The 22,440-nt window shown below is 71.4% G+C and carries 17 protein-coding genes, 2 pseudogenes and 1 riboswitch; of the genes and pseudogenes, 3 read left to right on the forward strand and 16 right to left on the reverse strand.

Annotation, left to right across the window (positions count from 1 at the left end):
- Window positions 1-32 precede the first annotated feature (32 nt).
- Window positions 33-2,561: an ABC transporter permease gene (locus EAO73_RS30230; RefSeq protein WP_147974708.1), complete on the forward strand. Its 2,529-nt coding sequence runs from the start codon at window positions 33-35 to the stop codon at window positions 2,559-2,561.
- A 70-nt stretch (window positions 2,562-2,631) separates the two neighbouring features.
- Here EAO73_RS30230 and EAO73_RS30235 read toward each other — a convergent pair whose 3' ends face one another.
- The 15 genes and pseudogenes from EAO73_RS30235 to EAO73_RS30305 form a co-directional block, all read right to left on the reverse strand.
- Window positions 2,632-3,936 carry an SAM-dependent methyltransferase gene (locus tag EAO73_RS30235; protein WP_147974709.1) on the reverse strand — a complete coding sequence of 435 codons (1,305 nt, stop codon included), beginning with the start codon at window positions 3,934-3,936 and terminating at the stop codon, window positions 2,632-2,634.
- 317 nt (window positions 3,937-4,253) lie between these two features.
- Window positions 4,254-5,639, reverse strand: a complete 1,386-nt coding sequence (locus EAO73_RS30240) for an NAD(P)/FAD-dependent oxidoreductase (RefSeq protein WP_147974710.1) — start codon at window positions 5,637-5,639, stop codon at window positions 4,254-4,256.
- Between the two features lie 426 nt (window positions 5,640-6,065).
- Window positions 6,066-7,007, reverse strand: coding sequence for a Ppx/GppA phosphatase family protein (locus EAO73_RS30245; protein ID WP_147974711.1), 942 nt, complete (start codon window positions 7,005-7,007; stop codon window positions 6,066-6,068).
- 11 nt (window positions 7,008-7,018) lie between these two features.
- Window positions 7,019-7,558 carry a DUF501 domain-containing protein gene (locus EAO73_RS30250; RefSeq protein ID WP_147974712.1) on the reverse strand — a complete coding sequence of 180 codons (540 nt, stop codon included), beginning with the start codon at window positions 7,556-7,558 and terminating at the stop codon, window positions 7,019-7,021.
- A gap of 70 nt (window positions 7,559-7,628) precedes the next feature.
- Window positions 7,629-8,099, reverse strand: a complete 471-nt coding sequence (locus EAO73_RS30255) for an FtsB family cell division protein (RefSeq protein WP_147974713.1) — start codon at window positions 8,097-8,099, stop codon at window positions 7,629-7,631.
- 97 nt (window positions 8,100-8,196) lie between these two features.
- Entirely contained in the window at window positions 8,197-9,477 is a 1,281-nt protein-coding gene (gene eno / locus EAO73_RS30260) for a phosphopyruvate hydratase (protein WP_018104074.1), read from the reverse strand.
- 298 nt (window positions 9,478-9,775) lie between these two features.
- The gene (locus tag EAO73_RS30265; RefSeq protein WP_147974714.1) at window positions 9,776-10,504 is read right to left on the reverse strand and encodes a transglycosylase family protein; all 729 of its coding nucleotides are present in this window, start codon (window positions 10,502-10,504) and stop codon (window positions 9,776-9,778) included.
- 4 nt (window positions 10,505-10,508) lie between these two features.
- Window positions 10,509-10,677, reverse strand: a riboswitch (cyclic di-AMP (ydaO/yuaA leader).
- Window positions 10,678-10,976: 299 nt separating this feature from the next.
- Entirely contained in the window at window positions 10,977-12,038 is a 1,062-nt protein-coding gene (locus tag EAO73_RS30270) for a transglycosylase family protein (RefSeq protein WP_147974715.1), read from the reverse strand.
- A gap of 106 nt (window positions 12,039-12,144) precedes the next feature.
- Window positions 12,145-13,530, reverse strand: a complete 1,386-nt coding sequence (locus EAO73_RS30275) for a cytochrome P450 family protein (RefSeq protein WP_147974716.1) — start codon at window positions 13,528-13,530, stop codon at window positions 12,145-12,147.
- Window positions 13,531-13,539: 9 nt separating this feature from the next.
- Window positions 13,540-14,502: a nucleoside triphosphate pyrophosphohydrolase gene (locus EAO73_RS30280; RefSeq protein WP_147974717.1), complete on the reverse strand. Its 963-nt coding sequence runs from the start codon at window positions 14,500-14,502 to the stop codon at window positions 13,540-13,542.
- A gap of 34 nt (window positions 14,503-14,536) precedes the next feature.
- A complete protein-coding gene (locus EAO73_RS30285) occupies window positions 14,537-15,193 on the reverse strand; it encodes a SurA N-terminal domain-containing protein (RefSeq protein ID WP_147974718.1) in 657 nt (218 codons plus the stop codon).
- A gap of 136 nt (window positions 15,194-15,329) precedes the next feature.
- Window positions 15,330-15,734 carry a GtrA family protein gene (locus tag EAO73_RS30290; RefSeq protein ID WP_147974719.1) on the reverse strand — a complete coding sequence of 135 codons (405 nt, stop codon included), beginning with the start codon at window positions 15,732-15,734 and terminating at the stop codon, window positions 15,330-15,332.
- Window positions 15,731-16,696, reverse strand: coding sequence for a glycosyltransferase family 2 protein (locus EAO73_RS30295; protein WP_147974720.1), 966 nt, complete (start codon window positions 16,694-16,696; stop codon window positions 15,731-15,733). Before EAO73_RS30295 ends, EAO73_RS30290 begins: the two co-directional genes overlap by 4 nt.
- 104 nt (window positions 16,697-16,800) lie before the next feature.
- Window positions 16,801-18,353: pseudogene (locus tag EAO73_RS30300) on the reverse strand (protein kinase domain-containing protein).
- Window positions 18,354-18,426: 73 nt separating this feature from the next.
- A pseudogene (locus EAO73_RS30305) lies at window positions 18,427-19,833 on the reverse strand (class I SAM-dependent DNA methyltransferase); the annotation flags it as partial.
- 223 nt (window positions 19,834-20,056) lie between these two features.
- Here EAO73_RS30305 and EAO73_RS30310 point away from each other — a divergent pair.
- A complete protein-coding gene (locus EAO73_RS30310) occupies window positions 20,057-20,929 on the forward strand; it encodes a DUF4190 domain-containing protein (RefSeq protein ID WP_147974721.1) in 873 nt (290 codons plus the stop codon).
- A 61-nt stretch (window positions 20,930-20,990) separates the two neighbouring features.
- Here EAO73_RS30310 and EAO73_RS30315 read toward each other — a convergent pair whose 3' ends face one another.
- A complete protein-coding gene (locus EAO73_RS30315; protein WP_147974722.1) occupies window positions 20,991-21,620 on the reverse strand; it encodes a TetR/AcrR family transcriptional regulator in 630 nt (209 codons plus the stop codon).
- Between the two features lie 78 nt (window positions 21,621-21,698).
- On the opposite strand from EAO73_RS30315, the gene EAO73_RS30320 reads away from it, so the two are divergent.
- Window positions 21,699-22,440 (forward strand): SDR family oxidoreductase (locus tag EAO73_RS30320; RefSeq protein ID WP_147975385.1); only part of this gene is annotated, 742 nt, incomplete at its 3' end.

Genomic DNA, 22,440 nt, shown 5'->3' on the forward strand with positions numbered 1-22,440 from the left:
CCCGGGCCGGCAGACTCCCAGGACTGACAGACATGTTCCGTACCGCCCTGCGCAATGTGCTCGCGCACAAGGCCAGGCTGCTGATGACGATCCTCGCCGTGATGCTCGGCGTGGCCTTCGTCTCCGGCACGCTGGTCTTCACCGACACCCTCGGCAACGCCTTCCGCAACCAGTCGGCCAAGAGCTACGACGACGTCGCCGTCGCCGTCACCACCTATGCCGACCAGCGCGACGAGAAGTCCCGTGCCATCGACGAGGCCACCCTGGAGAAGATCCGGGGCCTGGACGGCGTGGCCGCCGCCACCGGCCGGGTCGACGGCTTCGCCGGGGTCGCCGACCCCGACGGCAAGCTCATCGGCAACGGCTGGTCCAACACCGGCTCCAACTTCGCCCCCGGCAAGGACGGCAAGGACACCGCGTACACCTTCACCGACGGCTCCGGTCCCACCGAGCCCGGCAGCATCGCGCTGGACCGGGACACCGCGGACAAGGGCGAGTACAAGGTCGGCGACACGGTGCGCGTCGCCACCAACGGGCCGGTGAAGGAGTACACCCTGTCCGGGGTCTTCACCACCGAGGACGGCGCGGTCAACGCCGGCGGCAGCCTGGTCCTCTTCGACACCCCCGTCGCGCAGAAGCTGTTCCTGCGGCCGGGCGAGTTCAAGGACGTATCCGTCACCGCGAAGCCCGGCGCCTCCGACCGGAAGCTGCTGGCCGCGGTGAAGCCGCTGCTGCCGAAGGACGCCGAGGCCAAGACCGGAAAGGTCCGCGCGGACGAGCAGGCCAAGCAGATCGAGAAGGGTCTCGGCAACCTCAACAAGCTGCTCCTGGCCTTCGCCGGGGTCGCCCTCTTCGTCGGCATCTTCCTGATCGCCAACACCTTCACCATGCTGGTCGCCCAGCGCACCAAGGAGCTGGCCCTGATGCGGGCCGTCGGCGCCTCCCGCCGTCAGGTCAAGCGCTCGGTGCTCCTGGAGGCCGCCGTGGTCGGCCTCATCGCCTCCGTGGTCGGCTTCGCCCTGGGCCTCGGCCTCGCGACCGGTCTGCGCTCCGCGATGAGCCTGATCGGCGGCAAGATCCCGGCCGGGCCGCTGGTGGTCGCCCCGCTCACGGTCGTCGCCGCGTTCGCGGTCGGCGTGCTGATCACCGTCCTGGCCGCCTGGCTGCCCGCCCGCCGGGCCGCGAAGATCCCCCCGGTCGCCGCGATGAACAGCGCGCACGCGGTGGCCACGGTCAAGTCCCTGGTCCTGCGCAACACCATCGGCGGCATCATCACGCTGCTCGGCGCCGCGGGGATCGTCGGCGGCGCGGCACAGGCCGGGTCCAACGGTCAGCTGCTCATCGCGGGCGGCGCGTTCCTGGCGCTGATCGGCGTCATCGTCCTCATTCCTCTGCTGTCCCGCCCGGTGATCGCCCTGGTCCGTCCGCTCCTGCGCCGGCTGTTCGGGGTCTCCGGCAAGCTCGCCGCGCAGAACGCGGTCCGCAACCCCCGGCGCACCGGTGCCACCGCCTCCGCGCTCGCGATCGGCCTCACCCTTGTCACCGGCATCTCGGTGCTCGGCGTCACCCTCGGCCAGGCGGTCGACAAGATCACGACGGACAACATCAAGGCCGACTACATGGTCTCGATGGCCAGCGGTGACGCGCTCGACGAGTCCGCGCTGACCGCCCTGGAGAAGGCCGAGGGCGTCACCGCCGCCTCGCCCCAGCAGGCCGTCTGGCTGACGATGGACGGCCAGGGCGTCTCGGCGTCCGGCGTCACCCCGGGCGACGTGCAGCAGGTACTCACCGTCGACACCGTCGCGGGCTCCCTGGACACCCTGGAGAAGGGCGGGATCGCGGTCGCGGAGAAGACCGCGAAGTCGCACGGCTGGAAGCCCGGGGACACCGTCTCCGTCACGTACGACGACAAGAAGAAGGGCACGCTGAAGATCGGCGCGCTCTACAAGGACAACGAGTTCCTCTCGCCGGTCCTCATCCCCCGCGCGACCGTCGCCCCGCACGAGGGCAAGGGCGACATCCGCGAGATCTGGGTGAAGACGGAGGGCGGCGCGAGCGCGGCCCACGAGCAGGCGCTGGTCGACGCGCTGGGCGACAACCCGGGCATGAGCATCATGGACCGTCAGGCCATCCGGGACATGTTCGGCGGCGGCGTCAACCTCGCGATGAACATCATGTACGGCCTGCTCGGCATGGCCCTGATCATCGCGGTGCTCGGGGTCGTCAACACCCTGGCCATGTCGGTGTTCGAGCGCCAGCAGGAGATCGGCATGCTGCGGGCGATCGGCCTGGACCGTCGCCGGGTGAAGCGGATGATCCGGCTCGAAGCGGTGGTGATCTCGCTGTTCGGCGCGCTCGTCGGCATCGGCCTCGGGCTGTTCCTCGGCTGGGCGATCGGGCAGAGCGTCGCCGCGAGCATCCCGCAGTACGTGCTGGTCATCCCGTGGAGCCGGATCGGGATCTTCCTGCTGCTGGCCGGTGCGGTGGGGGTGCTGGCCGCCCTGTGGCCGGCCCGCAGCGCCGCCCGGCTCAACATGCTGACGGCCATCAAGACCGAGTAGCCGCACCCGTACGGAGAAGGGGCCGGTGTCCGCGGACACCGGCCCCTTCGCATGACGGCGTTACGGCGGCTCAGCCGGACGCGTCGGCCTTCCAGGCGCGGGCGCGCAGCGGCATCCGGGAGGAGCCCTCCTCCTCGGGGCGGACCGCGAGGATCTGGTTGACGCCGATCCGGTTGCGCTCGAAGGAGAGCGCGGAGGCGGCCATGTAGAGCCGCCAGACGCGGGCCCGGCCGGGCGAGACCAGCTTCACGGCGCGCGCCCAGTTCTCCTCCAGGTTGGCGACCCAGCGGCGCAGGGTCAGCGCGTAGTGCTCGCGCAGTGCCTCGACGTCCCGGGCCTCGAAGCCGGCCTCCTCCAGGATCGAGAGGGTCCGGCCGACCGGGGCCAGTTCCCCGTCCGGGAAGACATAGGCGTCGATGAACGCGTCGATCTCGTAGGCGGACTCGTCCTTCTCCGGGCGGCGGCCGATCTGGTGGTTGAGGAAGCGCCCGCCGGGCTTGAGGAGGGCGTAGAGGTCGTCGGCGTACTCGCGGTAGCGGACGGAGCCGACGTGCTCCGCCATGCCGATGGACGAGATGGCGTCGTACGGGCCGTCCCTGACATCCCGGTAGTCCTGCACCCGGATCTCGACGCGGTCGGTGAGGCCCTCGTCGGCGATGCGCTTGCGGGCGTAGGCGGCCTGTTCGGCGGAGAGGGTCACGCCGGTGACGCGGGCGCCGTACTCTCGGGCGGCGTGGATGGCCATGGAGCCCCAGCCGCAGCCGACGTCCAGCAGCCGGTCGCCCTCCTTGAGCGCCAGCTTGCGGCAGACCAGGTCGAGCTTGTCGCGCTGGGCGCTCTCCAGGGTTGCGGCGTCCTCCCAGTAGGCGCAGGAGTAGACCATGGACGGTCCCAGAACCAGTTCGTAGAAGTCATTGCCCACGTCGTAGTGGTGGCTGATGGCCTCCTTGTCGCGGCGTCTGGTGTGCAGGGCGCCGCCGCGGGCGCGTACCTCCTCGGGCGGCGGCGAAGGCGGGTACCACGGCCCGGACAGCTTCAGCAGGTCCTTCACCGCGGCCCGCACCCGGGGCTCGCGCAGAGCCCGGAGGCCGCCGCGCACATCGGCGCCGCGCTCCCAGACGAGCCCGGCCATCAGGTCCAGGGCCTCGTACAGGTCCCCCTCGATGTCGAGTTCGCCGGCCACCCAGGCGCGGGCCAGGCCCAGTTCGCCGGGCTTCCACAGCAGCCGGCGCAGGGCCCGGCGGTTCCTGATGACAAGGACGGGGGCGCCGGGCGGCCCGGATTCGCTGCCGTCCCAGGCCCGGACGCGGACCGGTAGGGGTTCTCCCAGCAACTCCTGGGCGAGAGCGGTCAGCCGCGATGCGGCGTCTGCCATGGCGCACACCTCCGTGACGGTGTTTCCCAACGTGCCCAGACATGCCCACACATGTCCCGGGCCACGCCCGGGGCGCCCGCGGCACCACCGGCGTGGCACATCCCCCTCAACAGTCTCCGGCGGCCGGGCCATCCCGCTACCGGGCAAGGGAACGGCAAAATGCATGCATGGCACACGCATCCGCCGGGTTTCCGGCCCGCGCGCCCCGGCGTCCCGCACCGCCCCGCCGTACCCGGATACGCCGAAGGGGCCGCCCGCACCACGGATGGCGGACGGCCCCTTCGGGCGTCGTGCTGCTGCTCCGGCAGGAGCGGGGGCTAGGAGGCCTTGGCCTTCTCGCCCACCGGCTTGGCGGCGGCCGGCGCGGGGGCCGGCTTGGCGGCCTCGTAGAACTCCTCGCGCGGCGTCTCCATGGCGCCGAGCGAGACGACCTCGCGCTTGAGGAACATCGCCAGGGTCCAGTCCGCGAAGATCCGGATCTTGCGGTTCCAGGTCGGCATCGCCATGCCGTGGTAGCCACGGTGCATGTACCAGGCGAGGCGGCCCTTGAGCTTGATCTTCATCTTGCCCATGACGATCATGGCCACGCCCTTGTGCAGGCCGAGACCGGCGACCGCGCCCTTGTTGGCGTGGCTGTAGTCGCCCTGCGGGAAGCCGCGCATCCCGGAGATGACGTTGTCACCGAGGACCTTGGCCTGACGCAGCGCGTGCTGGGCGTTCGGCGGGCACCAGGCGTTGGGGTTGCCGGCCTTGCGGCCGACCATGTCCGGGACCTGGGCGTTGTCGCCGGCGGCCCAGATGTAGTCGGTGCCCTGCACCTGGAGCTTCTCGGTGGTGTCCACGTGACCGCGGGGGCCGAGCGGCAGGCCGAAGCGGGCCAGCGCCGGGTTCGGCTTCACACCGGCGGTCCACACGATGGTGTTGGAGTCGACCTCCAGACCGTTCTTCAGCACCACGTGGCCGTCGACGCAGGAGTCCATGGAGGTCGAGAGGAAGACCTCGACGCCACGGGACTCCAGGTGCTCCCGGCCCCAGGTGCCCAGCTTCGGGCCGACCTCGGGAAGGATCTTGTCGGCGGCGTCGACCAGGATGAAGCGCATGTCCTCGCGCTTCACGTTGGTGTAGTACTTCGCCGCGTCGCGGGCCATGTCCTCGACCTCGCCGATGGTCTCCGCACCGGCGAACCCGCCGCCCACGAAGACGAAGGTGAGGGCCCGGCGGCGGACGTCCTCGTCCGTCGTCGAGTCGGCCTTGTCGAGCTGTTCGAGAACGTGGTTGCGCAGGCCGATGGCCTCCTCGATGCCCTTCATTCCGATGCCCTGCTCGGCGAGACCGGGGATCGGGAAGGTGCGGGAGACCGCGCCGAGCGCGATCACCAGGTAGTCGAAGGGCAGCTCATAGGCCTCGCCGACGAGCGGCGCGACCGTGGCGACCTTGCGGTCCTGGTCGATGGTGGTGACACGGCCGGTGAGAACCTCGGCCTTCGGCAGGACGCGTCGCAGCGGGACGACGACATGCCGAGGCGAGATGCTGCCGGCAGCAGCTTCGGGGAGGAAGGGCTGGTAGGTCATGTACGACCGGGGGTCGACGACCGTGACGGTCGCCTCGCCGTAGCGCATCTTCTTGAGGATGCGCCGAGCTGCGTACAGGCCTACGTACCCACCGCCTACTACGAGGATCCTGGGACGCTCCGTGGTGCTCATGCCATCGAGTATCCACCCCCCTCGGGGGGCATGCTCGTGAGCCCCTTCACAAGGTTGTGGCCACCCTCTGCTATAGTTCGCCGCCCACGTGACCCAGGTCATGACCCGGGCCGGGAACCCCACCCCTGTGGTGAACGTTGTTCACCGCCCGTGAGCTGGCCCTTGGGCCCCGGACCCGGATCAAGGTCCTCCCCGGGCCACATCGCCGCAACACCCCCGGAACGCTGCGGTCCGTTGCGCGAGTGACCCCGCTCACCCCCGCCATGACCCATCCGGAGCAGAAGTCCGGCCCGGGGCGGGCAATTCCTTGTGAAGAAGTTCACGAAGTTGGTGTCAGATGGGCCCGCAAGGCGCCCCACCAGGCACATCCCGCCCACTCAAAGGTGCGGGCGGGATGACGTATGAGCGTCCCGGCCGGGCCTGCGCTCAGGCCAGGGACCAGGCGATTCCATCCAGAATGTCGTGTTCGCTCACCACGACCTCGCGTGCCCCGGTCCGCTCCATCACGGCCTGGAGGATCAGCGCCCCGGACGCGATCACATCGACCCGGCCCGGATGCATGGCACCGATCGCGGCGCGCTCCGCATGGGTCGAGGCCAGAAGGCGCGCGGTGATCTCCCGGACCTGCTCCAGGGAGACCCGGGAGTGGTGGATCGCCTCGGAGTCGTACTCCTCCAGGCCCAGCGCGATGGCCGCCACCGTGGTCACCGTCCCCGCGAGACCGACGAGCGTGGCCGCCGACGTGATCGGGACGGTCTCCTCGGCCAGATCCAGGGCGGCGGCCACATCCGCGCGGATCGCCTCGGCCCCCTCGGCGGACGGCGGGTCGCTCACCACACCGTCGCGCACGAGGTGGCGCTCCGTCATACGGACGCAGCCGATGTCCACGGACCGGGCGGCCCGCACCCGGTCGTCGCCCACCACGAATTCGGTGGAGCCGCCGCCGATGTCCACGACCAGGTACGGCTTCGCCAGGTCGTCGCGTCCGGTCAGCTCCTTGGTGGCCCCGTCGAAGGAGAACGCGGCCTCCTGGTCACCGCTGATCACCTCGGGCCCGACGCCCAGGATGTCCCGCACCCCGCGCACGAAGTCGTCCCGGTTCTCCGCGTCCCGGGAGGCGGAGGTGGCCACGAAGCGGACCTTCTCGGCGCCGTGCTCCTCGATCAGCTCCGCGTACTGCCGGCAGGCGGCGAACGTACGCTCCAGCGCCTCCGGGGCGAGCCGGCCGGTCCGGTCGACGTCCTGCCCCAGCCGGACGATCTCCATCCGCCGGGCGAACTCGACGAGCTCCCCCGTGACCGGATCGGCCTCCGCGATCAGCAGGCGGATCGAGTTGGTACCGCAGTCGATGGCGGCCACGCGCGTCATGTCGCCGCCCCTCAGCCCTCGTCCGTACTCTGCTCGCCGCACGGAGACACGCACGGCCCCTTGCGCCACCACTCCGGGAGCATCGCGATCGCCTCATCCCCCAGCGGGTTCACACCGGGGCCCGCCGCGAGCGAGTGGCCGACGAGCACATGCAGGCACTTGACCCGGTCCGGCATGCCGCCGGCACTCGGGAAGCCCTCCAGCACCTCGATGGCGTCGCGTCGCGCGATGTAGTCCTCGTGCGCCGCCCGGTAGGCCGCCGCCAGCTCCGGGTCCGTGCCCAGACGCTCCGTCATCTCCTTCATGACCCCGTTCGCCTCCAGCGTGCCGATCGCGGACGCCGCGCGCGGGCACGTCAGGTAGTACGTCGTCGGGAACGGCGTGCCGTCCTCCAGCCGGGGCTGTGTCTCGACCACGTCCGGGTTGCCGCACGGACAGCGGTGCGCGATGGCGCGCAGCCCGCGCGGCGGGCGCCCCAGCTGCTGCTGGAACGCGGCGATGTCCGCGTCGGTGGGGGTGGTGGACTCGGTCTGGGGAGGGGGCGTTTCCATGCCTGCCTAGGGTGCTGATCGGACTGCTCGAACCGCGGGTTCTGCAGAGGTACGGAGGTGGGGACGGCCGTCAGCCGCGGTCGGCGCTGTCCACGCCGTCCCACAGGTTGGAGTGCCACGGCCGGTCCGTCCCGGACGGCTTCCCGTTGCGCTCCTCGACCGCGTCGGGGTCGGCCACGGTGTAGCCGGTCTCCCCGGGAAGAAGGTAGTGCAGGTGCTCGCGGGCCAGCCGCTTGATGTACGCGTCGTCCTGGAGGCGGGCCTTCTCGTCCCGCAGCTCCTCGGTGCGCGCCTCGGCCTCCCGCGCCAGCCGCTGCTGGTCGGCGATCTCGTCGCGCTGCGACACGTACTGCCGCATCGGATACGCGAGGGCGACGACCAGCGAGCAGACGACCAGGGCCAGGAAGGCGGCCCGGCCGGTGAGCCGGGAGCGGCGGGCCTGCCGCCGGTTCTGGGACCGGTAGACGCGGGCGGCGGTCTGCTCACCGAGCAGCCGCAGCCGGGTCGCGGTGGAGAACCGGTCCCGGTCCTTCGCGGCCATGTTCCCGCCTCCCCATTACGCACGTCCGTCCCCGCACACGGTACGGGACCGAGCGCGGGGACGGACGGAGGCGGGGGTACTCGCCCCTGCCGGGCTGTCAGCCCTTGAAGCGCGGGAACGCCGAGCGGCCCGCGTACACCGCGGCGTCGTCGAGGATCTCCTCGATGCGCAGCAGCTGGTTGTACTTGGCGACGCGGTCCGAGCGGGCCGGGGCGCCGGTCTTGATCTGACCGCAGTTCACGGCGACCGCGAGGTCGGCGATGGTGACGTCCTCGGTCTCGCCGGAGCGGTGGGACATCATGCACTTGAAGCCGTTGCGCTGGGCCAGCTCCACGGCGTCCAGGGTCTCGGTCAGCGAACCGATCTGGTTGACCTTGACGAGTAGGGCGTTGGCGGAGCCCTCCTCGATGCCGCGGGCCAGGCGCTCCGGGTTGGTGACGAAGAGGTCGTCGCCGACGATCTGCACCTTGGCGCCGAGCTTGTCGGTGATGACCTTCCAGCCGGCCCAGTCGTCCTCGTACAGCGGGTCCTCGATGGATACCAGCGGGTACGCGGAGACGAGCTCCTCGTAGTACTCGGTCATCTCGGCGGCCGAGCGGGACTTGCCCTCGAACTCGTAGGAGCCGTCCTTGTAGAACTCGGACGCGGCGACGTCGAGCGCGAGCGCGATGTCCTTGCCCGGGGCGTAACCGGCCTCCTTGATGGCCTCGATGATGAGGTCGAGGGCGGCGCGGTTGGACTCCAGGTTCGGCGCGAAGCCGCCCTCGTCGCCGAGGCCGGTGGACAGGCCCTTGGTCTTCAGGACCTTCTTCAGCGTGTGGTAGACCTCGGCGCCCCAGCGCAGGGCCTCGGAGAACGACTCGGCGCCGATCGGCGCGATCATGAACTCCTGGATGTCCACGTTGGAGTCGGCGTGCGAACCGCCGTTGAGGATGTTCATCATCGGAACGGGCAGCAGGTGCGCGTTCGGGCCGCCGAGGTAGCGGAACAGCGGGAGGTCGCTGGCCTCGGAGGCGGCGTGGGCGACGGCGAGGGAGACGCCGAGGATGGCGTTGGCGCCGAGCGAGCCCTTGTTCTCCGTGGCGTCCAGGTCGAACATCGCCTGGTCGATGAGGCGCTGCTCGGTGGCGTCGTAGCCGACGAGCTCCGGACCGATCTGCTCGATCACGGCGAGGACGGCCTTCTCGACGCCCTTGCCCTGGTAGCGGTTGGGGTCGCCGTCACGAAGCTCAATGGCCTCGAACGCGCCGGTGGAGGCGCCGGACGGAACGGCAGCACGACCCGTGCTGCCGTCGTCGAGGCCAACCTCGACCTCGACCGTGGGGTTGCCCCGGGAGTCGAGGATTTCCCGGGCTACGACGACGTCGATGGACGGCACGAGGCATCTCCTTCTGGGATATGACGCTGGTTGTGCAGGGTCACTTTGGCCTTGCGACAAGAGCCTAACCGGCCCGGCCGTCGGCGTCGGCCGACCGCCCGTCCCCTGGGACGAAAAAGGACCCAAGGGCGGGCATACCCGGGCGAAGTGCCAGATATTTACTGGCCAGTAACTACAACAGTTGAACGATCAAAGGGTGCCCACGCCCCTGACGCGGCGTGCCCCGGCCCGGCACGCACGGGGGGAAGGTGCGCGCCGGGCCGGGGCGGCCTGAGCGATCAGCGAGGAGGGACCGCGGTTACTTCGTCAGGTGGAGCTGCTGACCCGGGTAGATCAGGTCGGCGTCCTCGACGATGTCCTTGTTCAGCTTGAACAGCTGCTCCCAGCCACCCTTGACCTTGTGGTCGGCCGCGATCCTGCTCAGGGTGTCACCGGCGACGACCTTGTACTCGCCGTCACCCTTGGCGACCTTCTGGCCGGTGGGGGTGGTGACCGTCTTCTTCGCGGACTTCTTCGGGGCGTCCGAACGGTCCGAGCGGTTGGTGGCGGGGGCCTCGGTGCGCTCGGCCTTCTTCGGGGCGGCCTCCTGCTTGGGGGCGGCCTCCTGCTTCGCTGCACCGGAGCCGGTGTCGACGCCCGGGTCGACACCGTCGTTGGTCAGGTTGCCGGCGCCGGCGCAGGACCAGGCGCCCGGACCCTGGAGGTCGAGGAGCTTCTCGGCGGTGGCGATCTGCTGGGCCTTGGTGGCCAGGTCGGCGCGGGGCGCGTACTGCGTACCGCCGGCGGCGGCCCAGCTGGACTGGGAGAACTGCAGGCCGCCGTAGTAGCCGTTGCCGGTGTTGATCGACCAGTTGCCGCCGGACTCGCACTGGGCGACGGCGTCCCACGTGGCGACGGAGGCGGCGGAGGCGTTGGTCGCGCCCATCAGCGGCACGGCGACAGCGGCACCGGCGACACCGGCGAGCGTCGCGATACGGACGGCCTTGGACGGACGGCGGTGCTTGTTGCCCTTGCGGTTGAGCAGCATCGAGTCTTCTCCTCACCGACGCCTACGAGGTGAGCTGTCGGGTTCGGGCCAAGTGAGTTGCCCGGCCGCGCTCCTGGCGCGACTTCACCCCTAGCCGGTCCTGATGCGTCTCCCGACGATCCGGCCCAGCGCCTACCTGGGTCCCCCGCTCCTGCCTACGGCGCTTTCGCGTCTGTTCCCTCCGACCGACGGCAGGATTCGGCGTGACGGTCGACGGGGCCCGCGGTGCGAGCGGTTCAGACCGTAATCACATCCAACCCTCATATTCAAAGACGGACATACCGGATAATCATCCCGTACGAGCATCCGATGAGCCCTCATTTGTGCAGGTCGGAAGGGATGCGGCGGGACCTCCCGGACAAGGGGCGCCAGTTCACGCAAAGAGACCCATGTCTCACTCGGTCAAAAGTGGGACATGGGCCTCTTAAACCACCCAGAACTCAGATGGCTCTCAGCTGTTCATCAGCGGCTCTCACGGGGCGTCGGCGAGGGCATCGGCCTGGGTGTCCGCCTGGCCGTCCGCCTGGGTGTCGGCCTGCGTGCCGGTCAGGCCGAGGTCGAGGTTCTGGCCGGGCAGGATGAGGTCCGGGTCGGAGCCCACCTCGGCCTTGTTCGCCTCGTACAGCTCGGGCCAGCCGCCGGGCAGGTCCTGCGCGTCGGCGATCGCCCACAGGTTGTCGCCCGGCCGGACGGTGTACGTGCCGTCAGCCGGCCGCGCCGCGCTGTCGCGTGCCTCACCGTCACCCCGCGAGGCGTGCCGGCCCGTGTCGCGGCCGCTGTCCGCCTCGGCGGTGTCGTCGGCGGCCGGGGCGCCCCGGTGCTTGCCGCCCGTCTCCCCGGCACCGTCCGAGGCGCCGGCGGACGGCTCGGCCGAGCCGGAGGGGTCGGCGGAGGGAGTCGCGGACGGGTCGGCGGACGGGGAGGCGTCCGCGTCCTTCTCCGCGCTGCCCGCGTGCTTGCCCTTGCTCTTCCCGGCGCCCGTGTCCGCGGCCGTCCCGCCGGCCGCGTCATCCGTGGCCTCGTCCGAGGGGGTCGCGGTCGAGCCGGACGAGGCATCGTCCGCCGGGTCGGTGCCCAGACCGGCGTCCAAGCCCGCGTCCGCGCCCCGGGAGGGCTCGTCGGAGTCGGTACTGCCCGGGTCCACGTCCGCGGCACCGGCGGCCTTGGTGAGCCCGGAGATCACCGCACAGCTGGGCCACGCCTTCGGACCCTTGGCGGCGAGGACCTTCTCGGCCACCGCGATCTGCTGCGAGCGGCTGGCGAGGTCGGCGCGCTCGGCGTAGGCCTCACCGCCGTACGCCTTCCACAGCTCCGGCGTGAACTGGAGCCCGCCGTACGAACCGTTGCCCAGGTCGGCGCTCCACATCCCGCCGCTCTCGCACTCGGCCACCCGGTCCCAGGTCGACGTGTCCGCCGCGTGCGCGCCCGACGCGCCGAGCAGCGGGATGGCGATGGCCGAGCCGGTCACGCCTGCGGCGACGACGATGGCGGGTGCCTGACGAGGGCGACGGTGTCTGCCGTTCGCGGAGCCCATGGGAGATGCCTTCCGTGTGACTGACAAGTGACTGGTGAGTCGAACGGTGAACCTAGCGGGGTTCGAACGTGAGTCACAAGTCGATGCAGCAGAGATCACGTGAAAGTCACAGAGTTGACAGAGTGTCACTTTCGCCGATGTGCTCCCCGGGCGTGAACCGCACCGGGAGCGTGCGCAATCCGCGCATGATGAGCCCTCCGCGCCAGCGCAAATCGTCAGGTTCCCCCGCAAGTCGCAGGTCCGGAAGCCGTGTCAGGAGCGTGGCGAGCGCGGACTGACCCTCCAGCCGGGCGAGCGGCGCTCCCAGACAGTAATGAATGCCGTGACCGTAGCCGAGGTGCTGGTTGTCACGCCGTGACAGGTCCAGCGTGTCCGGTCCGTCGAACCGTGTGGGGTCCCGGTCGGCCGCCGCGAGCACCACGAGCACCGGGTCGCCCTCGCCGACGCGCTGCCCGCCGATGGTCAGCGGTTCGGTGGCGAACCGCCAGGTCGCCAGCTCCACCGGGCCGTCGTAGCGGAGCAGCTCCTCGATCCCGGTGGCCAGCAGCCCGCTCTCGCCCGCCGCCAGAGAGCGCTGGAGCCGCTCCCGCTCGGCCGGGTGGTTCAGCAGGGTGTGGACGCCGTTGCCGATCAGGTTCACTGTCGTCTCGAAGCCGGCGAAGAGAAGGATGAAGGCCATCGCCGCGGCCTCGTTCTCCGTCAGGTGCTCGCCGTGGTCGCTCGCCCGGATGAGCCCGGAGATCAGGTCGTCCCCCGGGTCCTCGCGCTTGCGGTGGATCAGTTCGAGCAGATAGGCCCGCATCTTCTTCACGGACCGGGCCACCCCGCCGCGCGGCCCGCCGCCGTGCCGGATCATCATGCCCGCCCAGTCCCGGAAGTCGTCCTGGTCCTCGTGCGGGACGCCGAGCAGGTCGCAGATCGCGTAGATGGGGAGCGGGAAGGCGAACTCGTGGATGAGGTCGGCCTCACCCTTCTCCACGAACCCGTCGATGAGCCGGTCCGTCAGCTCCTGCACCCGGGGAGCGAACTGTGCGATGCGGCGGGGCGTGAACGCCTTGGACACCAGGCGGCGCAGCCGGGTGTGGTCGGGTGGGTCGATGTTGAGCAGGTGCGTCATCAGCTCGGCCTTGCGCTCCCCGGGAATACCGGTCTTCCCCTTGGCGTGCGCGGGCTCGGCGTGGTGCGCCGGGTTCTTGGACAGCCGCGCGTCCGCGAGGGCCTGCCGGGCGTCCGGGTACCGGGTCACGAGCCATGCCTCGACCCCGCTGGGCAGCGTGGTGCGGTGCACGGGGCTGTGTTCGCGCAGCCAGGCGTATGCGGGATACGGGTCGGTGGCGAACTCCCACGTGAAGAGCTCGGGTGCGGGCGGCACGGCCGAGGTGTGGGCAGGGCAGCCATCGGGTACGGCTGCGGCCCCGGCGGGGGTGTCCTCGGGCACGCCATCGGGTACGGACGCGGCGTCGGCCGGGCTGTCGGCAGGGCTGTCGTTCACTCCCCGACGTTATCCGGTGCCCTCCGCCGTCCTGATCGCGTCCCGGTACGCGCGTCCCGCGGCCCGCAGGGCGGCCTCCGGGTCGACGCCCTCCTTCTGGGCGCGTACGGCGAGGGCGAGGAGGCGGTAGCCGATGTCGTCGCCCTCGGGGAGCGGCACGTCGAGGCCGGCCGTACGGGCCCGGCTCGCGAGCTTCGCGGCGAGGGCCAGGCCGGGCTGGCCGAGGGGCACCCCGTCGGTGACCGAGGCGCGCTGCTTCTCGATCGCCTTGGTGCGCAGCCAGTGCGCGTGGACGTCCTCCGGGGTCTCGGCGGTCTCGTCGCCGAAGACATGCGGGTGGCGGTGGATCAGCTTCTCGATCAGCGTGCCGGCGACGTCGTCCACGGAGAACGGCTCCCCCGCGTCCTCCTCCGCGATGCGCGCGTGGAAGACGACCTGGAGCAGCACGTCGCCCAGTTCCTCGCGCAGTTCCTCGCGGTCGCCGTCCTCGATCGCCTCGACCAGTTCGTACGCCTCCTCGATGGCGTACTTGGCGAGGCCCTCGTGGGTCTTCTGCGAGGTCCACGGGCACTCGACGCGGATGCGGTCCATGATCTGGACGAGATCGAGGAGCCGGGCGCCCGGGAGGTCGTAGGAGCCGGGCAGCAGTTCCAGGTCGGGCATCCGCACCCTGCCCGAGCCGGCGAGCCGGGCCAGGCCGTCGGTGAGGGGCTGGTTGCCCTCGCCGCCGGTGAGGACGACCACGGTCCGGCCGCCCGCGCAGGCGTCGACGAGCTGCTCGGCGTCGGGCACGCCGGGGGTGACGGTGACGCCGGCCTCGCGCAGATAGGGCAGCTGCGGCTGCTCCGGCTCGCCGCAGCGCACCTCGTCGGCGGCGTGCAGCGCCTGCCAGGCCGGCCAGGACAGCAGTCCGGGCGCGACCCGGTGGCTGGCGGTGAGCAGGACGATGCGGCCGGGGTCTTCAGCGTTCACAGCGCCGAATCTACCCGGCCGCACGCGGCGGCTCTCAGGCCCCGGCCTCGGCGGCGGCCTGGGCGGGCTTGGTGACCTGCGTGATCCAGGGGGCCTTGTAGTCGGTCAGCTGGATCTGCTGGTTGTTCCAGGTGCCGTAGCGGGGATTGACGTCGACGTTCAGCGCCTTGGACGCCTTGGTCAGGGCGTCGCCGATGGCCTTGGTGCCCTCGGGGGTGGACGGGTCGGCGCCGAGGGCCTGGCCGAGCTTGGTGATCTGGATCTGCTCGCGCAGGAAGGCGTCGATCTGGCCCGGGGCGAGCCAGCGCTCCTGGAGGACGGCGGCCTGGAGTCCCTTCTCGTCCTGGTATTGCGCGACAGCCGACTGGCGCATCTGCTGGATCTCGGCGCGGGTCACCGTGACGCCCGCGTCCGCCGCCGCCCGGTCGAGGACCCGGTCCAGGATCAGCCCGTGCAGCTTGGCGCGGGCGAGCTGGCCGGACTGGCCGGTGAGCTGGGCGGACTGCGCGGAGGAGCCCTGTGCCTTACGTACGTCCGCTACCTGGGCCTGCACGGTGGACACCGTGATCCGGTCCCCGCCGACGACGGCCGCGGCGCCTGGGTGGGCCTGGCTGCCGCAGGCGGTGAGGAGCGGCGCTGCGGCGAGCAGCGCTGCGGAGATGGTGAGCGCGGTGCGACGGCGGCGGTGCAAAGGAGCCTCCCGAGGAGATTGTGCGGCGGTGCACAAGGCCTTGCGGTGATCGATGTTAGGCAGTGGAAGTGGTCCGGGCCACTGATTCGACCAACGATTCGGGAGGAGTTGGGGATGTGGCCTGCCGGCGGGCTGCTCAGCCGACGCGTTCGGCCGCCTTGGGCGGCGGGGTGTCCGGCCGCAGCATGATCGTGCGCGACACCACGAACGTGATCGGGATGGCGGCCGCGGCGGCCACCAGCGGGGCGTAGCGGTCGCTGAATCCGGCCAGGTCGACCAAGAGGTAGACGCCGCCGGTGGTGATGACGAAGTTGGCCGCGTTGGTGAGGGGGAAGAGCAGGAACTTCCGCCAGGTGGGCCGGGTGCGGTACGTGAAGTACGAGTTCAGGAAGAACGAGCCGGTCATGCTGAGCGCGAAGGCGAGCACATGGGCGGCGATGTACGGCAGCCAGTGCAGCAGGAGCAGGTAGAGGCCGTAGTACGTGCCGGTGTTCACCGCGCCGACGACCGCGAAACGTACGAGTTGTGCGGAGACCGTCATCGGCGTACGAACTCCCGGGGCTCCTGCGGTGCGGCCTCGTGGGCGCGGGTGTTGGTGGCTTGGACGAGGTAGTGCGGGCGGCGCTTGACCTCGTAGTAGATGCGGCCGACGTATTCGCCGACGACTCCGGCGAGGACCATCTGGACGCCGGCGAGCGCGGTGACGACGACGAGCAGGGTGACGTATCCGGGGGTGTCGACGCCGCGTACGAGGGCGACGCCGACGATCCAGGCGGCATAGGCGAGGGCGACGGAGGTCAGCAGCAGGCCGAGGTAGAGGGCGGCGCGCAGGGGCTTGTTGTTGAAGGAGAGGAGCCCGTCCAGGCCGTAATTGAGGAGCTTGCCGAAGGTCCAGGCGGAGCGTCCCTGTTCCCGTACGGCGTTCTCGTAGCTGAAAGTGGTGGTGGGGAAGCCGACCCAGGCGAAGAGGCCCTTGGAGAAGCGGTTGTACTCGGTGAGGGCGAGCACGGCGTCGGCCGCGCGGCGGGACAGGAGCCGGAAGTCTCCTACGCCGTCGACGAGTTCGACGTCGACGAGGCGGTTGATCAGCCAGTAGTAGGCGCGTGCGGTGAGGGTGCGGGTGACGCGGTCGCCGGCGCGGGTGCGGCGGGCGATGACCTGGTCGTGGCCCCGGGCGTGCTCCTGGAGCATGCGGCCGACGAGCTCCGGCGGGTGCTGGAGGTCGGCGTCCATGAGGACGACGGCGCCCCCCTCGGCGTGCTGGAGGCCGGCCAGCATGGCGGCTTCCTTGCCGAAGTTGCGGCTGAAGGAGACGTAGCGGACGCGGGGGTCGGCGGCGGCCAGTTCCTGGATGAGGGTGAGGGTCCGGTCGGCGCTTCCGTCGTCGATGTAGACGACCTCGAACGCGTGGCCGAGGCGGGACATTTCGTCCGTGACGCGTTCATGGAAGCGTTCGAGGATCTCTTCCTCGTTGAAACAAGGCACCACCAGCGAGATCAGCACCCATGTACATCAACCGGTCGAAGTGTCGCCCTCCGGAGCCCGGTGTGACCGGGGGGCGGCCATCGGGTGAACGGCCCCGGACGCCGTCCCCGGAGCCCGCCCGCTCAACCGCCCCGGACCTCCAGCTGCCGCTCCAGCTGCCGGCGCAGCTCTGCGGGCAGCGGGTGGTGGGGGCCGTAGGCGCGCTCGGTGTCGTACAGCAGCGCCTGGAGCTGGGCGCGGGCACCGAGGTGGTCGCCGAGGGCGAGAAGCAGCTGTCCGATGCGGTGGCGGATCTCGTACGAGCGTGCCGGGTCGTTGCCCGTGGCGTACTGGTTCTCGTAGTACGGCAGGACCGCGCGGTACTCCGCGAGCGCGGCGGCGGGTTCCCCGAGCTGTTCGAGGCACTGGGCCACGTCGCAGCGGTAGCCGAGGGTCTGCGGGTCGGCGGGGCCCGTCTCGGCGGCCCGGTCGTCGGCGAGCCGGCGCAGTTCGGGCAGGGCGCGGCGGTACTGCCCGTCGTCCATGAGGGTCGCCGCGTACTGCTTGCGCAGGATGCGGACGACCGGGGAGCCGGGTCCGTGCTGTTCGGCGGCGACGGGCAGGAGCCCGCCGAGCATGTCGACGGCCTGGGTGATGCGGCCCTCGCCGAGGAGCCTCTTGACCTCGTCGACGGCGGCGGCGACGTCCGGCCGGGCGGGCGCCGGGGCGGGCCTGGCGGGCGGCGGGACCGTGGCGCGGTCCGGCCAGGGGGCGTGCGGGCGCAGGAAGGGGCGTGCGGGCGCAGGAAGGGGCGGGTGGGGTCGAGCGGTCCCGAGGGCGGCCGGGAGTCGCGTGCGGGCAGCAGCGGGGCGAGCTGCGCGTACACCTCCTGGGCGTCGGCCGGGCGGTGCTGCGGGTCCTTGGCGAGCAGCCGCAGGACGAGCGCTTCCAGGGCTTCGGGGATGTCGGGCCGGATCTGCCGGACGGGCAGCGGCGGCTCGTAGAGGTGGCGGTGCAGCACGCCGAGGGCGGTGGAACCGGCGAACGGCACGTCTCCGCTGAGCAGTTCGTGGAGCAGGACGCCGAGGGCGTAGAGGTCGGTGTACGGGCCGACCGCGCCGCCCATCGCCTGCTCGGGGGCCATGTAGGCCGGGGAGCCTATGGGTGAGCCGGTGTGGGTGAGGCGGGTGGTGTCGGTGTCGAGGACGGAGGCGACGCCCAGGTCGAGGACGAGGACGGTGCCGTCCGGGCGGACCATCACGTTGCGGGGCTTGAGGTCGCGGTGGACGATCGGTACGGCGTGCACGGCGCTGAGGACGGCGCACAGCTGCGCGGCGACCGCGACGGCCCAGGGCCAGGGGTAGGGGTCGTGCTCGGCGAGGTGGTCGCCGAGGTCGGCGCCCTCCACGTACTGCATGACGAGGAACAGGTCGTCGCCGTCGCTGCCCGCGTCGTGGACCGTGACCAGGCCGGGGTGGTCCACCTGGGCGGTGACCCGGCACTCGCGGACGAAGCGCCGGCGCAGTTCGTCGGCGGCCTCGCCGCCGATGGGTCCGGTGACCCGGTCGGGGCGCAGCAGCTTGACGGCGACGCGGCGGTCCAGGCGCTGGTCGTAGGCGGTCCAGACCTGGCCCATGCCGCCCTGGCCGAGGATCGTCGCCAGCTCGTACCGCCCGCCGATGAGGCGACCGTTCACCGGCCCTCCTCCTTGCGGAGGTAGTCGCTCAGTTCGTCGAGCTCGGCGCGGACCTGGTCGATGCGCTGGGGCGGGGCGGGGCGGACGGCAGGTGGCGGGCGGGGGCGAGGTCGACGTCGTCGTCGAGGAGTTCGATGACGGGGACGGTGCGCGAGGCGCCGGTGCGCGGCGCGTCGGGCTGCGGGCGCCGGCCTTCGTACGCCTGCCAGGCGTCGAGCACGGCGTGGCGCAGGGCGGTCAGGTCGAGGCGGTCGCGGCCGCCGCCGGTGCTCTGTTCGGCGGGCTCGGCGGTGTCGACCAGCAGCAGTTCGGGTGTGGGGTGCGGCTCGGCGCCCGGCTTGCGCAGCACCCACAGGTGCAGCGGGATGCCGTACGGGGGTGCGGCGCCGGCCGGGAGCGCGACGACGGCGCGCAGCGCGCCCCGGCGCAGCAGGTCGGCGCGGATACGGCGGCCGGAGCGGCGGGACGCGGCGGCGGGCGGCATCAGCAGGACGGCGGTGCCGCCTTCGCGCAGCCGGGCCAGCGCGTGCTGCACCCAGGCGAGTTCGGACTCGGTGCGGGCGGGGAAGCCGTACTCCCAGCGGGGGTCGTAGGCGAGTTCGTCGTGGCCCCAGTTGCGCTCGTTGAACGGCGGGTGGCAGAGCACGGCGTCGGCGGCCAGGTGCGGGAAGGCGTCGGTGCGCAGGGTGTCCCCGGTGCGCACGTCGAGCGCGCAGTCGGCGGGGGCGGTGCGCAGGGCGAGGCGGAGCGCGGTGACGGCGGCTAGGCCGGGGTCGCTCTCCTGCCCGTACAAGGCGGCCGGTTCCGGGGCGGCGGCCAGCAGGGCGCCGGTGCCCGCCGCCGGGTCGAGGACGGTGCGCACGCCTGGTTCGCCGGTGCCGGCCAGCTCCGCCATCAGCTCGGCGAGCGGGGGCGGGGTCAGCGTGTACTGGCGCGGGTTGGCGTCGAGCTGACGGCCGAGCAGGAACTCGTACGTCTCCTGGGCACCGGTCTCGGCGGCCAGCTCGGCGGCGCCGCGCACGAGGGGTACGGAGGGCAGGAGTTCGGCGCGGTCCGGGGTGTGCACGGCGCGCCCGTTGCCCGCGGGCCCGAATCGGGCGGCGAGGGCGTCGTTCACCGCGAGGGAGAGCACGCCCGCCATCCGCTCGTCGGTCACACCGGTGATCTCCCGCCAGGCGCCGGCGCTGCGGTCCGCCACGAGGAGGGCGCAGCCGACGTGGACGAGGGCGGTGACGGCGCCCGCCGGGTGGCCGGCCAGTTGCTGCCAGACGCGTTCGCGGAGCGGGACCTCGACGAGCTTGCCCTGGTCGCGCAGCCACCGCTCGACCTCGGCGAGGGCGAAGGAAGGGCTGGTCTCGGTGCCGCCCACGGGCTGGGGGAAGTCGGCGTGCCGGCGGCGCCAGTTGCTGACGGCGGCGCGCCCCACGCCCGCCAGGCGGGCGATCCCGGCGGCGGTCACCTCTGTCGCGTTCTCCGGCACGTGCTGTCTCCCTGGGCTGTACCGCTGGCGGGTTGTGCGGGCGAGCATACCGACCCGTTCACAGCGCACGACTCGACGTTCGATTCACAGGGGTAGCGGTCCCGTTTCGCGTGGACCGTGTTGACTCGGTTCACAGATGATGGTGTCATTGACCTGTCGCTGCACGACAGCGGCATGTGGGTCCGCTCACCACTCCAACCCGTACTTGCCGAAGGGCACAGCCATGTCCCAGTTCACGCAGCCGCCGCAGTCCCCGCACTCCCAGCCGCAGCAGCCGTACGGCCCCGGCCACACCCCCGGCCTGCGCCCCGCGCGCAACGGACTGGGCATCGCCGCCCTGATCCTCGGGCTCATCGGCGCGGTGTCCGGCCTGATCCCGTTCCTGTTCTGGCTGGCGGGCATCCTCGGCACGATCGCGCTGATCCTGGGGCTCGTCGGCCGGGGACGCGCCAAGAGGGGCGAGGCGACGAACAAGAACATGGCCACGTTCAGCACGGTCCTCGCGCTGATCGCGCTGATCATGTCGGTGGTCGGCGCGGTGATCACGTTCAAGGCGGTCGACGACGCGGTGGACGACCTGAACAAGGCGGTGTCGGACACGACCGCGTCCGCGAAGCCGAAGGCGGGCGGGGACAAGGCCGGCAAGGGCGAGGAGAAGGGGAAGTCCGGCGACGACAAGGCCGGCAAGGAGGAGAAGCCGAGCACCGAGGCACTGGAGGCCGGTGACTCGGCGGTGTACGACGACGACGTCACGGTCACAGTCGGCGACGCGACGAAGTACTCCGCCACCGAGTACGCGGCCGGTCACACCAAGGGCAACAAGGCCTACCAGGTCGCCGTCGTCATCGAGAACGCGGGCAAGGAGAAGTTCGACTCCACGCTCGTCACCGTCGAGGCGCGGGCCGGCAAGGACGGGGTCGACGCCGAGCAGATCTTCGACGACAAGGTCGGCGAGGGCTTCAGCGGCACGGTCCTGCCCGGCAAGAAGGTCACGGTCCTCTACGCGTTCGACGCACCGGCCGACGCGAAGAACCTGACCGTGGAGGTCAGCCCCGGCTTCACGTACGACGCGACGCAGTGGGACCTGAAGCTCTGACGCGCACAGCGCGGCCGGCACCCGTGGAACCCGCCCTCCAGGGCGGGTTCTTCGCGTCGGCTCACTCCTCGCGCGCGCCCGGCCAGGCGGCCAGCGCGAGTTCGGCGATCCCGCCCAGCTCCTCCGCCTCCGCCCCGTCGCAGGACCGCTGCGACATGCCCTGGATGATCGTGGCGAAGTATCCGGCGAGCGCCTGGGGGTCCACCCCCTCCGGCAGTTCGCCCGTGCGTCGCGCGTCCCGCAGCCGCGCCTCCCACGCCACCAGGTTGGCGTTCCGCAGCCCCCTCAGGTAGTCGCCCACCTCTACGTCCTGCGGGGCGAGGTTGACGGCCGCCGTGATCGTCATGCAGCCCGACGGGTGCGAGGGGTCCGCGTAGATCCGGGCGGCCTCCCGCAGGATGCGCGCGAACACGCGATAGGCCGTGGGCTCCTGCTCCAGGGCCTCCCGCATGAAGGTCCCGACCGGCAGCGTCCCGTACGCGGCCACCGCCTCCCGGAAGAGCGACCGCTTGTCACCGAACGCGGCGTAGAGGCTGGCGGGCCGGATGCCCATCGCCTCCGTCAGCTCACCGATCGAGGTCGCCCCGTAGCCCCGCTCCCAGAACAGCCGGACGGCGGCCGCGAGCGCGGCGTCCCGGTCGAAGGAGCGCGGCCGTCCGCGCGTCGCACCAGTCTCACCCATACCCCACATTCTAGAGCGCCCGCTCAACAAGTCGTGCTACGTTCTTTCTGGAACGATCACTCAACAAATTGGTGAGGGGCAACAGCCATGTCTGCACGCGCACTTGAGGGCAAGGTCGCACTGGTCACCGGCGGCAGCCGGGGTATCGGCCGGGGCATCGCGGAACGGCTGGGGCGGGACGGGGCCGTCGTCGCCGTGGCCTACGCCAGGGACGCGGCGGCGGCCGACGAGGTCGTGGAGGTCATCCGGAAGAACGGCGGCACGGCGTTCGCCCTCCGTGGCGAGCTGGGGGCGCACGGCGACGCCGCCGCACTGTGGGAGGCGTTCGACGAGCGCATCACCGAGCACGTACCCGGCGGCGGGGTGGACGTCATCGTGAACAACGCCGGCGCCGGGCTCTCCTCCGAGCTGTCCTCGCTCACCGAGGAGGCGTTCGACGCGGTCTTCGCCGTCAACGTGCGGGCGCCGTTCTTCATCGTCCGGCACGGTCTCGGCCGGCTGCGCGACGGCGGGCGGATCATCAACATATCCAGCGGTGCGGCCCGGATCGCGATGCCGGGGATCATCGCCTACAGCGCGACGAAGGGCGCCCTGGACAACTTCACGCTGACCCTCGCCAAGGAACTGGGCCCGCGCGGCATCACCGTCAACTCGGTGGCCCCCGGCATCATCGACACCGACATCAACGCGGACTGGCTGCGCGGCAACGCCGAGGCCGAGGCACACTCCGCGTCCCTGGCCGCGCTGGGCCGGGTCGGACAACCGCAGGACGTCGCGGACGTGGTGGCGTTCCTCGCCTCGGACGACTCCCGCTGGGTGACGGGCACGG

It is taken from the genome of Streptomyces sp. col6 (genome assembly GCF_008042035.1).
In the GTDB taxonomy this organism is placed as follows: domain Bacteria; phylum Actinomycetota; class Actinomycetes; order Streptomycetales; family Streptomycetaceae; genus Streptomyces.